This window comes from Vibrio sp. J383, assembly GCF_023503985.1.
GTDB classification, from domain to species: Bacteria; Pseudomonadota; Gammaproteobacteria; order Enterobacterales; family Vibrionaceae; genus Vibrio; species Vibrio splendidus.
This window is the reverse complement of record NZ_CP097293.1, coordinates 941,856-955,099: the sequence shown is the minus strand read 5'-3', so window position 1 is coordinate 955,099 and position 13,244 is coordinate 941,856. Positions and strand designations below refer to the sequence as shown.

Annotated in this window: 11 protein-coding genes; all 11 read right to left on the bottom strand. The window is 44.8% G+C overall.

Going from position 1 to position 13,244, the window contains the following annotated elements:
* Positions 1 to 3: 3 nt before the first annotated feature.
* Complete coding sequence (locus M4S28_RS04285; protein WP_249632358.1) at positions 4 to 1,005, bottom strand: sensor domain-containing diguanylate cyclase; 1,002 nt, start codon at positions 1,003 to 1,005, stop codon at positions 4 to 6.
* A gap of 289 nt (positions 1,006 to 1,294) precedes the next feature.
* On the bottom strand, positions 1,295 to 2,215 hold the full coding sequence (locus M4S28_RS04280; RefSeq protein ID WP_249632357.1) for an alanyl-tRNA editing protein: 921 nt from the start codon (positions 2,213 to 2,215) through the stop codon (positions 1,295 to 1,297).
* A 133-nt stretch (positions 2,216 to 2,348) separates the two neighbouring features.
* A complete protein-coding gene (der, locus tag M4S28_RS04275; RefSeq protein ID WP_004735108.1) occupies positions 2,349 to 3,830 on the bottom strand; it encodes a ribosome biogenesis GTPase Der in 1,482 nt (493 codons plus the stop codon).
* 158 nt (positions 3,831 to 3,988) lie between these two features.
* Entirely contained in the window at positions 3,989 to 5,149 is a 1,161-nt protein-coding gene (bamB, locus tag M4S28_RS04270; protein WP_249632356.1) for an outer membrane protein assembly factor BamB, read from the bottom strand.
* Between the two features lie 10 nt (positions 5,150 to 5,159).
* Positions 5,160 to 5,774, bottom strand: a complete 615-nt coding sequence (locus tag M4S28_RS04265) for a YfgM family protein (protein WP_249632355.1) — start codon at positions 5,772 to 5,774, stop codon at positions 5,160 to 5,162.
* A 79-nt stretch (positions 5,775 to 5,853) separates the two neighbouring features.
* Complete coding sequence (hisS, locus tag M4S28_RS04260; protein WP_004735105.1) at positions 5,854 to 7,122, bottom strand: histidine--tRNA ligase; 1,269 nt, start codon at positions 7,120 to 7,122, stop codon at positions 5,854 to 5,856.
* Positions 7,123 to 7,192: 70 nt separating this feature from the next.
* Positions 7,193 to 8,314, bottom strand: a complete 1,122-nt coding sequence (ispG, locus tag M4S28_RS04255) for a flavodoxin-dependent (E)-4-hydroxy-3-methylbut-2-enyl-diphosphate synthase (RefSeq protein WP_004735104.1) — start codon at positions 8,312 to 8,314, stop codon at positions 7,193 to 7,195.
* A gap of 7 nt (positions 8,315 to 8,321) precedes the next feature.
* Positions 8,322 to 9,257 carry a cytoskeleton protein RodZ gene (gene rodZ, locus M4S28_RS04250; RefSeq protein ID WP_249632354.1) on the bottom strand — a complete coding sequence of 312 codons (936 nt, stop codon included), beginning with the start codon at positions 9,255 to 9,257 and terminating at the stop codon, positions 8,322 to 8,324.
* A 440-nt stretch (positions 9,258 to 9,697) separates the two neighbouring features.
* Positions 9,698 to 10,840: a dual-specificity RNA methyltransferase RlmN gene (gene rlmN / locus M4S28_RS04245; protein ID WP_004735102.1), complete on the bottom strand. Its 1,143-nt coding sequence runs from the start codon at positions 10,838 to 10,840 to the stop codon at positions 9,698 to 9,700.
* A gap of 473 nt (positions 10,841 to 11,313) precedes the next feature.
* The gene (ndk, locus tag M4S28_RS04240) at positions 11,314 to 11,748 is read right to left on the bottom strand and encodes a nucleoside-diphosphate kinase (RefSeq protein ID WP_004735101.1); all 435 of its coding nucleotides are present in this window, start codon (positions 11,746 to 11,748) and stop codon (positions 11,314 to 11,316) included.
* Positions 11,749 to 11,854: 106 nt separating this feature from the next.
* Positions 11,855 to 13,150: an aminopeptidase PepB gene (pepB, locus tag M4S28_RS04235; protein WP_102516904.1), complete on the bottom strand. Its 1,296-nt coding sequence runs from the start codon at positions 13,148 to 13,150 to the stop codon at positions 11,855 to 11,857.
* Positions 13,151 to 13,244: the final 94 nt, after the last annotated feature.

The following is a 13,244-nucleotide window of genomic DNA, read 5'->3' as shown; positions in this document are numbered from 1 at the left end:
CTACTACCGCTGAGACTTCGCTTGCTTGATTTGGTACATGTTCTTATCTGCTTGTGCGATCAACTGGTCTAATCCTTGAGGATCTTTCTCACAAGACAACCCAACACTCACTGAGAACTGCACATCATTGATATAAAGCGCTTGTTGCAGTGCTTTCTCTAAGCTGTGGTAGAAGCTAACAACGCTTTCTTGATCATCAAAGCAACAGAACACCACAAACTCATCGCCACCATAACGGCCTATCTTGGCACATGCTGTGGTAGCCTCATCGAGGACTTTTGCAACCGCCAACAGAACATCATCACCAAAACTATGGCCATAGGTATCATTTATTGATTTGAACTTATCGACATCCACAAACAGACACGCCATCACCTTTTCTGAAAAACATCGCTTAGCCAACACTTTTTCGGCTTCATTGAACAGTGCACGACGATTCAGGCAATGAGTTAGAGAATCACGATTGGCGAAAAAGTTAAGCTGATTCTCTAGCTCAAACTTCTCTAGTGCTACCGAATACAGGGAAGCCAGTAGTTCTAAGATCTCAAGCTCAAATTCATGTGGCTCAGAGATGTACTGGCTATAAATGGCAAAGGTACCCAGTACATGACCGTGCGATGAGATGATAGGTACCGACCAACAGGCATGTAAATTGGCTTGATTGGTTAAGGCTAAGAAAGGTGCCCAGTTTGGGTGTGCATTTATGTTGGAGACCATCACCGCTTTCTTAAGCGCAGCCGCCTCGCCACAAGAACCAATCCCTGCACCAATCCCAACCCCTTCTATCTGCTGATTGTAAAAATCAGGCAGGTTTGGGGCATATTCAAGGTGTAAAGTTTTAGACTCTGAGTTGAGCAGTAAAATTGAAGCCATACGCTGCCCAAAAATCTGCTCGGTAAGCTGAATGATCTTATGGTTTAAATCTTTGCGATCCATCCCAAGAGCAAGCTTGCGCAGCAAACTATTGACGGCTCGGTGGCCTTCTAATAAAAATTGTTGTTCCATTCACTAAAGCTTTCAATTGTGTAATAGGGTACAGCTTGTTCTTATGCAAGCTTGCTATTGGTTAATAATAACACACTAAATAAGCCGTACACACAATCGAAGATCATAGGTTGATCTTTCGCTTTATCTATTTTGATCAGCGATCTACCCCAAAAAGAATATTTATATCACCACACACCGAAAGCATAAGTTACATGTGCTGCATTTCAATTTTAAATGGTCATTTATATTGAAAGTTACATATGAAAACAAAATAAACAGCACAAGCCATTTCGATCTGTAGTCTAAATCATCGTATTACATGCGTCAGCATTTCAATATGCTGGTCATCTAACTGGGTTAACTTAACCGATAAAGACTTAAGCTCTGACGTATTCTCGATGTGAGTACCACCACACGGAATAGACACTAAAGTGTCGCTATCCAACTGCCATTCCCAATAGCGAGAGTCTGTTAATGCCTCACCTTCCAGTCTCATTGCTACTGGCGTTGAGTCTGCGAGCCAACCTTTAATCATCTGATTGATGTCGGCTTCGATACCATCAAGATTGGTTAGCATGTCTGCAACGTTCAAACCGCGTTTCTTCAGGGTTTTGCCCAAACGATACTTGTCTGTACATAATTCTGGCGTCACAAAGCTGGTGACTTGAGCGTAGCTATTGAAGTCGTAGCTGCCGAGTGGATCTTTTCTATCTGCATCTTTACGCCAGTAGCTCTCAGCCAATACTTTATTCAAGGCTAGGAAAGCGATGTGGCCAGCGCTGTGACCACGGCTCAAACTAGCTTGATACTCTTTATCAACCGACAACATGACTTCGTCGTTAACCTTAATCATAGAAGCAGATACTGGTAGCTGGTGGACCACCACAAACGCCCACCCTTCCGCATCACGCTTAACAGGGATATCTGCTGCGATATGAAGCTTGCCAGTAGATTGTTCTATTGCCCCAACAAGACAGTCTTCAACGGGATATTGCACGTCACCAACATTCACAAAGCCTTGGTCTGCTGGGTGGTCTGGCCAAATATGACTCACTGGGTGGAAAGGTGTCATGTCGGTGATCAAGTAGGTTTTGCTGTTATCGTTTTCAACGTACAACGCCTTTGCATTGATCTGCCAAGCCTGATGACAAAATGGAGTAATGGTTGGTGTGATAACTATTATTGGTTTGATGGATGTCGCCGGTGTCATTGAATCGCTAGTGGTCATATCGTTCTTCTTTTGAAATTGAGTCTAATTCGTTAACCCATCACGATATGGAGATATGAGGTTATGGCTTAACGTGAATTTTGCTTAAAAAAATACCCGAGACAGGCTCGGGTATCAAATCTATTGGAAAGGTTTACTTACGACCTTTAACCATGCTCATCATACGCTTACGTTTACGTTCTTGAGAAATTGTCAGCTTGGTTGTCTTAGCTTCAAATGGGTTCTCGCTGTTCTGGAATTGAATGCGAATAGGTGTACCCATAATCTCTAGTGAACGACGGTAGTAGTTCATCAAGAATCGTTTGTATGAATCTGGCAAGTTACGTACTTGGTTACCGTGGATAACGATAATCGGTGGGTTGTAGCCACCAGCGTGCGCGTATTTCAATTTAACACGACGGCCACGAACCATAGGCGGTTGGTGATCATCAGTCGCCATCTTCATGATACGAGTTAGCACAGAAGTACCAACACGAGTCGTTGCTGACTTGTAAGCTTCTTGAACAGATTCAAACAAGTGACCAACACCTGTACCGTGAAGTGCAGAGATAAAGTGAATACGTGCAAAATCAACGAAACCTAAACGACGGTCTAGTTCTTTCTTAACGCGATCTTTAACATCGCTGTCTAGACCATCCCACTTGTTTACTGCAATAACAATTGAACGACCAGCATTCAACGCAAAGCCTAACAAGCTTAAATCTTGATCAGAGATGTTGTCTCGAGCATCAATAAGCAGCAATACAACGTTAGCATCTTCAATTGCTTTCAGTGTTTTAACCACTGAGAACTTCTCTACTGTTTCGTTGATATTTTTACGACGACGAACACCTGCAGTATCAATCAGAACGTATTCACGCTCATCACGCTGCATTGGAATGTAGATAGAGTCACGAGTTGTGCCTGGCATATCGTAAACAACAACACGTTCTTCACCAAGAATACGGTTAGTTAGTGTTGATTTACCAACGTTAGGACGGCCAATGATCGCTAGCTTAATTGGTTGATCTTGAAGGCGCTTGAATTCTTCTTCAGCTTCTTCTTCAGTGAAATCAACTTGCTCTTCTTCTTCGTCTTCAAACTCAGTTAAATCGCTTACTTCGCCATTCTCAGCTTTTAGCGCTTCTGCGAATGGGTTAAGAGCAAGATCAATCAACGCTGTCACGCCACGACCGTGCGCTGCAGCGATTTGGTACATGTCTTCTACGCCTAGTTGCCAGAAATCAGCACTTGCAGCATCAGGGTCGATACCATCAACCTTGTTTACTACTAGCATTGAAGGCTTTTCTAGTTGACGAAGGTGCTTAGCAATAGCCACATCTGAAGGTGTTAGACCCGCACGGCCATCTACCATAAATAGAACGACATCAGCTTCATCAATCGCCGCTAGCGACTGTTCAGCCATTTTAGTTTCAACACCTTCTTCGGTACCGTCGATACCACCAGTGTCAATAACAATAAAGTCATGCTCGCTAAAGTGAGCATGACCGTATTTACGGTCACGCGTTAAGCCAGGGAAATCCGCAACCAATGCATCACGAGTTCGAGTCAATCGGTTAAATAACGTAGATTTACCTACATTCGGACGCCCTACTAGAGCAACAACAGGTACCATAACAACCTCTACAATTTCTTCTCTAAATGTAGTTATAGGTAAGCACTTGATCGCAAGTTTAAACTCTTACCTATAACCACACGGTTTATTAATTCATAACAACAAAACGGCTCCTAGCTGTTACCAACCAGGAGCCGACTGTGAATTGTATCACGCTTTTATTGGCTAATCGTTAGTTTCTTTACATCGCCATTGCGAGTCGTCACTAAGTAGCCTTCAGGCATTTCAATTGGCGCAACCGCAAAGCCGCTATCATCGACGAGCTGTTGAGCAACAAACTCACCCGATGAACGATCTAACCAGTGCAGATAACCTTCTGTATCACCCACAACTACATAACCATTAATAATAGCAGGTGCTGTCAGTAAGCGGTTTTCTAACAATGGAGTACTCCAAAGTTCAGTACCACTACGCGCATCAACCGCAACCACATGGTCTTTGTCGGTAACAACGAACAAACGGCTACCATCACTCGCTAAATCAATCGCTGACGAGTAGTTACGCTTCCAAATTGGCTTACCAGAACGAAGATCGATAGCGATTAGCTGACCATTGATACCTACGGTATACAGGGTTCCGCCAAGAACAATCGGTGATGCATCAACATCAACCAAGCGATCGATTTCCGTTGCACCTTTTGGTGTGCCTACTGGCTGTTGCCAAATAAGCTGACCACGGTCAACAATAGCGGCTGCTAAACGACCATTTGCAGTCCCCCAGAATACACCACCAGAAACCGCAACAGGCGAGCTATCGCCACGAAGTGTTAGGCTTGGAACTTCAGTGCTAATCGTCCATTTTTGTTCGCCGGTTTCTTGATCTAACGCGATCAACATACCGCGACTGGTATGAACAATAACCATGTTGCTTTCAGTTGCTGGGGATGCAAGCACCTCACCATTCACTGATACACGCCACAGCTCTTCACCGGTTGATTCATCCATCGCGATCACTTCGCCATTTTCAGAACCAACAAATACTTTGCCGTAAGCCGCCGTTAAGCCACCCGATAAACGAGCCAGTACTTCTTTCTCAAGATCGACTTTCCACAGCTCTTTACCTGTTTCAGGGTCAAGCGCTTTAACCATACCTTCACGGCTCGCAACAAACACTTTGTCGTAAGCCAATTCTGGCGTTAGTTTTGAAAAGTAGTGGCCAACACCATCACCAACCGACGTAGACCATTCCTGGCTAGGAGTGAACTCGCTATTTACTGTTGGTACTGGTGCCATGATTACGGTGTCTTCTTCACCCGCACAGCCAGCCAATAGGCCAAGAGCAATCGCACACAACGCCGCTTTTGGAAACATCTTCTTCATTCAAAGCGCCTTATTTAGCTAGGTCGTCAAGTTTGATTTGAAGCGTTTGGCTCGCATCAGCTGCTTGTTGTGCTTCAGAGTAAGCACTGTAAGCCGCATCTGTATCGCCTTTACGAAGTGAGATATCACCACGCAGTTCAGCAACACGGCCAGTCCAAGATTCGTCAGTCATCGCTTCAAGATCAGTCAATGCTGCGTCAAATTCACCTTGCTCAGCTTTGATACGTGCAGCACGGTAAGTCAGTAGTGGCGTAAGTGCCGAATCCTTAGTTGCCGATTTTGCCCACTCAAGCTGTTCAAGTGCAGCTGCAAGGTCACCCGCTTGAACTTGCGCTTTTGCTAATTGCATAGCAGCAAGTACAGAGTATTCAGCGTCTTTGTTAGCGTCGATAAAAGCTTGAATATCAGATTGAGCATCAACGCCCTTAGCATCAAGAGCTGAAATTACAGAAGTGTAGCCTTCTGAAGCGACTTCACGCGCTTCAACGACTGAATCTTGGTAATAGCGCCAGCCAAATAGACCGCCTAAACCAATAACTGCACCAAAGATTACGGCTTTACCGTTCTCTTTCCACCAATCTTTAATGGCTTCAACTTGTTGCTCTTCGCTATCGTAAAGTTCCACTTCCTGTCCTCTTTAATTCTTTAAACGCCAGCATAGTGCTGACGTTGATATTCATGATGAGCGTTTGCTCAATGGCTAATTAGATTAACGCAGCAACTTTCTCTGCAACTTCCGTTTGAGACACGGTTTCTTGCTCGCCGCCAACCAGATCTTTTAGCACAACTGTATTGTCAGCAACTTCGTTCTCACCAAGTACCAGTGCTACAACAGCACCTACTTTGTCAGCACGCTTGAATTGCTTCTTGAAGTTACCACCACCGAAGTGGTTCATTACGCGTACGCCTTCAACGGTGTCGCGTAATTGATTCGCTAACTGCATGCCTGCGATCATAGTACCTTCGCCAGCAGCAACCACGTATACGTCAACGCTACGGCGAACTTCTGTTAGTTCTAGCGTTTCCATCATAAGAACCAGACGCTCTAGGCCCATTGCGAAGCCAACAGCATTGGTTGCTTTGCCGCCTAGTTGCTCAACAAGACCATCGTAACGACCGCCGCCACAAACTGTACCTTGAGCACCAAGACTATCAGTGATCCACTCAAATACTGTGCGGTTGTAGTAATCTAGGCCACGCACTAGACGCTCATTAACTTGGTATTCGATACCAACAGCGTCAAGAAGTTCACACAAACCAGCAAAATGTTGCTTCGATTCTTCACCTAAATATTCAGATAGTCGAGGTGCGTCACCTAAGATCGCTTGAACATCTGGGTTCTTAGTATCAAGTACACGTAAAGGGTTAGTGTGCATGCGACGTTTGCAGTCTTCATCTAACACATCAATGTGTTGCTCAAGGAAAGCCACTAACGCTGTACGATAGCTTACGCGATCTTCTTGAGAACCGATTGAGTTCAGCTCGAGGCGAACGTGCTTATCGATGCCGAGTTCACGCCATAGACGTGCTGTCATCATGATAAGTTCTGCGTCAACGTCTGGACCGTCTAGGCCAAACACTTCCACACCACATTGGTGGAATTGACGGTAACGACCTTTTTGAGGACGCTCGTGACGGAACATTGGACCCATGTACCATAGGCGCTGCTCATCACGGTTGATAAGGCTGTTTTGAATACATGAACGTACACAACCTGCTGTGCCTTCTGGACGCAGCGTTAGGCTGTCGCCATTACGGTCATCAAAGGTGTACATCTCTTTAGAAACAACGTCTGTCTCTTCACCAACCGCACGGCTAAATAGGTTCGTTTCTTCAACGATAGGCATACGTACTTCGTTGTAACCGTATGCACTCACCACACTTTTAACTGCGCTTTCTACTTTCTGCCACAGTGGTGATTGAGTTGGTAGGCAGTCGTTCATGCCTCGAATTGCTTGGATATTTTTAGCCACAGTATTTATTCCGTAATTTCTCACGACCAGGTGTTAGTGCGAATAGACAATCACACCCCATCGCGTTGTATTAATCTTCTAAGTTTTCTACATCAATGCGATTTGCTTTATCAAGCACCGATGCTTTTGCTCGGATCTTCGCTTCAAGCTTGTCGACAAGGTCATCGTTGTCAAAACGCTCTTTCTGACGCTTACCGTCTTCGTAGAAGGCACTCTTACGAGCACTACCCGCAAGGCCTAAGTGAGACACTTCAGCTTCACCAGGGCCGTTAACGACACAACCGATGATAGAGACATCCATTGGAGTCACTATGTCTTCTAAGCGTTCTTCAAGGGCGTTAACGGTGTTGATAACATCGAATTCTTGACGAGAACAGCTTGGGCACGCAATGAAGTTGATACCACGCGAGCGAATGCGCAAAGATTTGAGAATATCAAAGCCAACTTTGATCTCTTCGATTGGATCTGCTGCTAGCGAGATACGCAGCGTATCGCCGATACCTTCAGACAATAACATGCCTAAACCTACAGCCGATTTCACAGAACCCGCACGTGCTCCACCCGCTTCAGTAATACCTAGGTGAAGTGGTTGGTCAATCTGCTTAGCAAGCAAACGGTAAGAACCGACGGCTAGGAATACATCAGAAGCCTTCACGCTGACTTTGAATTGATCAAAGTTCAGACGGTCTAGGATATCGACGTGACGCATTGCAGATTCAACCAGCGCTTCTGCTGTAGGCTCTGTGTATTTCTCTTGGATCTCTTTTTCAAGAGAACCACCGTTAACACCAATACGAATCGGGATATTCATATCACGAGCACAATCCACAACAGAGCGAATGCGGCTTTCGTTACCGATGTTACCTGGGTTGATACGCAGACAGTCAACCCCATACTCTGCCACTTTAAGAGCGATACGGTAGTCGAAGTGAATGTCAGCAACCAAAGGAACAGAGACCTGCTGCTTGATTAGCTTAAAAGCTTCAGCGGCCTCCATAGTCGGTACAGATACGCGAACGATATCTGCCCCCACTTTTTCCAAAGCTCTAATTTGAGCGACGGTCGCGGCGACATCTGTTGTTCTTGTGTTGGTCATGGATTGCACTGCAATTGGTGCACCATCACCGATCGGCACATCACCCACATAAATACGGGTTGATTTGCGACGAATAATAGGAGATTCGTGTTGCATATTAACTCTAAGGTAAGGTTATTCTAGCTACTTTGCCTGAAGTATACCCAGAAAGGTCGACAGGTTCACTTGCAAATGTCATCGATACGCCTTCAGGCGCACCCAGAATCACTTTATATGGTGCAGTTCCAGAAAGATTTAATGTCTGGCCTGCTTTTTTAATGCCGGTAGATAACGTTTTGCCCGAAGCATCTTTCACTTGGATCCAGCAATCAGCAGAGAACTGCATCACTAGCTCGTTAACCACAGCTTCAGGCGCTACAGTCTCAGGTTCCGCAGTAACCGAAGCAACGTCTGCTGCTTCTGGTGCTTCTTCAAGGACTTCAACAGGGTCAAGAGTTACTGAACCTTCAGCTGAACTCATTTCAGTAAGCTCATCAGAGTTTTCAGTAACAGGAGATGTCTCTGTGTTTTGTTCTGCTTCAATCACTTCGAGTGAAGTCAGTTCAGGATCAAGCGACTCTTCTACCACTAGCTCTTCCGAGCTTTCAGTATTGGCTAAAGATTGAGATAAGGTGTCTTGCTGTTGATTCTGCCACCACCAAAGTGAGGAGATACCCACAATCACAGCAAAGATACTCCAAGTAAGGAGCATAATACGGCTGTTGTGCTTCTCGGTTTTAGTCTTACGAGAGAAGCTCAACATTTCTTGTTCTTGATGTTGGGCATCACCAGAATGATGAAGCGCGTTCAACACGACTTTTTCATCAAGATTGACGTATTTCGCGTATGAACGAATGTAACCACGCATAAAGGTGGCAACCTGATCTGACTCGAATTGGTTTTCTTCAATTTGCTGGATAAGCGTAACGCGTAACTTCAAGCGATCAGAGATCTGCTTTTGTGTTAAACCAAGAGATTCTCGTTTATTTTTGAGCAGCGTTCCCGCTTCAATTGCTGGAGCGACAGTTTCTTGCGTTTGTGTTTCTTGTTCTGTGTTCATAGAGAGTGAACTTCTAAAGTATTATTGCAGGTTGATGAGAGCATTTTTTATTTTCGTTTAAGCTCAATCTTACAACCTACTATGTGGAATTTTTCCTGTCACCCGGTTCATCAACCCTTAAAGTAGAAAACCACACACTGTTGGTGAGCGACTTTCTCAGGAAGCTAGTTTATCAAGTAGCCAACCTAAATAGACACATTGACGATTATCGGGTAACAAGCGAGCACTTAAATTAATTTAAGATTATTTAATCATAAGCTAATGCCATTACAAGGCAAAAACACTTTCGACAAAATTTACCGTCAGCTCATGGTTTTGTCCAAAATTTAACGAAAAATGTAAGAAAGCGTGGGGAAAAAATCCAATTATTGGAAATTCACCTTCCAGAAAAGCAACAAGCCAGAAGGATTCCTTCTGGCTTGTTTAGTTCTAAATGGTATTTAAACCGCTTTTACTTGAATCACATCACCTGCGATTAAGTTAGCTTCAGAGGCGGCTTTCAGCATTTTAGTACGCTTGGTTCTATCAATGACATCACCAACCAGCTGGCCACATGCGGCATCAATATCATCACCACGTGTTTTACGAACCGTTACTGTGTAGTTGTATTCCATCAGCGTTTTTTGGAAGCGATCAATTCGAGAGTTGCTTGGCTTCTTGTAAGGCGAACCCGGATAAGGGTTGAATGGAATCAAGTTGATCTTACAAGGCGTCTCTTTCATTAGCTCAGCAAGTTCACGAGCATGGTCCATATCATCATTCACATGATCCAATAGAACGTACTCAACCGTTACTTTACCGCGGTTAGCATTTGAAGAAGCAATGTAACGACGAACCGATGCTAGGAAATCTTGGATATCCCAACGGTCGTTGATTGGCATGATTTGGCTACGTAGTGCATCGTTTGGTGCGTGTAGAGAAATCGCCAGAGCTACATCGATGTTGTCTGTCATCTGATCAAGACCAGAAACAACACCAGATGTTGATACTGTCACACGACGCTTAGACAGTGAGAATCCTAGATCATCAAGCATCAGCTCTAATGATGGAATTAGGTTCTTCATGTTAAGCAGAGGCTCACCCATACCCATCATTACGACGTTAGTAATTGGACGACGACCCGTATCTTTCTCTAAACCGATTTCACGTGCAGCGCGCCAGATTTGACCAACGATCTCTGAAACTTTCAGGTTACGGTTGAAGCCTTGTTGAGCCGTAGAGCAGAATTTACATTCTAGTGCACAACCAACCTGTGAAGATACACATAGCGTCGCACGGTCACCATCAGGGATGTATACCGTCTCAACGTCTTGGTCACCAACGCTCATAGCCCATTTAATGGTGCCATCTGCAGAGTGCTGAGCTTCAGAAACGATAGGTGCAACAATCTCACAGCGATGCAGCAATTTCTCACGTAATTTTTTGTTGATGTTGTTCATTTGTTCGAAGTCATCGACACCGAAGTGATAAATCCACTTCATCACTTGCTCTGCTCGAAACGCTTTCTCATTCAGTTCTTCTGTGAAAAATTTACGAAGACCTTTACGATCAAAATCGAGTAGATTGACTTTAGCTGTGGTCATGATGCCTCTCAATGACGGAACAATAATTAAGGGCGCGAATTGTACAGGCTTTACGCAACTTCAACAAGCGCTGTAAAACCCTGTGTTTATTAAGACATTCAAAGTTAAGCGATTAAAACTTGAACAATTGTTTTGTTCGGTCTGAGAATACCTAAATTAAAGAAAAGATTCCCGATTACGCTCCTCCGTCGCTTTCGGGAATGACGTAAATAATCTCCACAAGCTCACCAATACTTACCACAAGATTGTGGCTCCCGCCATCCATCGCTATCAGGTCATGAACTCCTCAAAGCCCGTCATTCCAGAACTGAGGAACGAGGTATCTGGAATCTCCAACAACTAACAGAGATTCCGCTTACACTCCTACGTCGCTCTCGGGAATGACGACTAAATAGATTATCGAGAATGCAAAGTCCACATACGAAAAAGGCTTCACCGAAGTGAAGCCTTTATTGATACTTGCTGCTGTCTGCTTATTCAGCTGGACGCGGGCAAATTTCAGATTCTGGGAAGAAGAATTCGATTTCGCGTGCAGCAGATTCAGGGCTATCACTGCCGTGTACTGAGTTGTAACGCATGCTGATTGCGTAGTCAGCACGGATAGTGCCGCATGCCGCTTCTTCTGGGTTAGTTTTACCCATAAGTTCACGGTAACGAGCGATCGCATTTTCGCCTTCAAGTACTTGAACCATGATAGGACCAGAAGTCATGAACTCTTTTAGTGGTCCAAAGAACTCTTTACCTTCATGTTCTGCATAGAAACCACTTGCTTGCGCTTCAGTAAGAGAAACCATTTTAGCGGCAATAATCTGTAGGCCTGCTTTTTCAATGCGGTGGTAGATTTCACCAACAAGGTTACGCTTAACTGCATCCGGCTTAACAATTGAGAACGTTCTTTCTAGAGCCATAGGGATTCCTTCACTTCATTTTTTTGTTATTAAATACTGAAATTACTGAGATCATTCGATCTGAGTTGATGAATAAGCGGTATCGAAATACCGCTCACTCTTATTATTATTTGGCTTGGTCGATAAGAAGACGAGCCAGTGTACGAACACCCATACCGGTCGCGCCTGCAGCCCACTTATCACTTGATGACTTACGGTAAGTACCCGCGCAGTCCATGTGAATCCAACCTTTTTTGTAGTCGTCTACAAAGTAAGAAAGGAATGCAGCAGCGGTACTAGCACCTGGCGTGTAATCACCAGAGCTGATGTTTGAAAGATCAGCAAAGTTTGAAGGCAGCATACCACGGTGGAAATCAGCAAGAGGCAGTGGCCATAGGCCTTCTTTCTCTTGGTTCGCAGCCGTTAGCGCTTGGTGAGACAGTTCATCGTCGAAGCTTAATAGTGCATGGTAGTCGTTACCTAGTGCATTCTTCGCTGCACCAGTTAGCGTTGCGCAGTCGATGATCAATTCTGGGTTTTGTGCGCTTGCGAACATCAGGCCATCAGCTAAAACTAAACGACCTTCAGCGTCAGTATTCATGATCTCAACCGTCTTACCATTTTTGTAAGTAATGATGTCGCCAAGCTTCAATGCACGACCCGAGATCATGTTCTCTGCACAACATAGAATAAGCTTAATACGCTTGTTCAGGCCGCGTTCAATCGCTAGACCTAAACCACCCGTAATAGTTGCTGCGCCGCCCATGTCAGCCTTCATTGCTGTCATGAATTGACCTGGCTTGATGCTGTAACCGCCTGAGTCGAAAGTGATACCTTTACCAACCAGACAAGCAAATACAGGTGCGTCTTCGTCGCCGGTAGGGTTGAAGTCCAGTTGAAGCATTGCAGAAGTACGCTCAGAGCCGCGGCCTACCGCGTAGATGCCTTCCCAACCTTCGGTTAGTAGGTCTTTGTCTTTAACGATTTTCGCTTTAACTGTGCCCGCAGGAGCCACTGACTTGATGTATTCCGCAGCCATCGTCGCTAATTGGCGAGGTGCCACTTCTTCAGCGGTTTTGTTGATAATGTCACGAGTCCAATCAGTAGAGCGAATGCGCGCTTCTAGCTCTGCTTGGTCGGCTTCTGAAAGTGCATCCCATTCCAATGCATTCTTTTTCTTTGGTCCACGGTAGCCTTGGTAGAAAGCCCAAACGCTTTCTAGATCCCAACCTTCACCACGAAGTGAAACGAATGCGATACCTTGTCCGTCAAGCGTACGTCCAGAACGTTGAACTGCGCCTAAATCGTGGCCTTCACCAATGTGAACTGTCGCTCCCGCTTCAGAAAACGATAAAATAGCTCTTGCTCCCCACTGAGGCTGGGCAGCTTCTTGACTTAAAAATACTGACATCTGTGTAGACATGATTTCTCCTTGTCATGAACCACTTTGAGAGTGTGATTCAGATTGTTTTTTATTAGCGCACTGATGTTAGCATTATGTAAGGGTAAAATGTCAT

Excerpts from the sequence above, each read along its gene's own strand:
- rlmN (WP_004735102.1), bottom strand. The coding sequence starts at position 10,840 with ATGACCACAGCTAAAGTCAATCTACTCGATTTTGATCGTAAAGGTCTT.
- der (WP_004735108.1), bottom strand. The coding sequence starts at position 3,830 with ATGGTACCTGTTGTTGCTCTAGTAGGGCGTCCGAATGTAGGTAAATCT.
- rodZ (WP_249632354.1), bottom strand. The coding sequence starts at position 9,257 with ATGAACACAGAACAAGAAACACAAACGCAAGAAACTGTCGCTCCAGCA.
- pepB (WP_102516904.1), bottom strand. The coding sequence starts at position 13,150 with ATGTCTACACAGATGTCAGTATTTTTAAGTCAAGAAGCTGCCCAGCCT.
- ndk (WP_004735101.1), bottom strand. The coding sequence starts at position 11,748 with ATGGCTCTAGAAAGAACGTTCTCAATTGTTAAGCCGGATGCAGTTAAG.
- ispG (WP_004735104.1), bottom strand. The coding sequence starts at position 8,314 with ATGCAACACGAATCTCCTATTATTCGTCGCAAATCAACCCGTATTTAT.
- M4S28_RS04280 (WP_249632357.1), bottom strand. The coding sequence starts at position 2,215 with ATGACCACTAGCGATTCAATGACACCGGCGACATCCATCAAACCAATA.
- bamB (WP_249632356.1), bottom strand. The coding sequence starts at position 5,149 with ATGAAGAAGATGTTTCCAAAAGCGGCGTTGTGTGCGATTGCTCTTGGC.
- M4S28_RS04285 (WP_249632358.1), bottom strand. The coding sequence starts at position 1,005 with ATGGAACAACAATTTTTATTAGAAGGCCACCGAGCCGTCAATAGTTTG.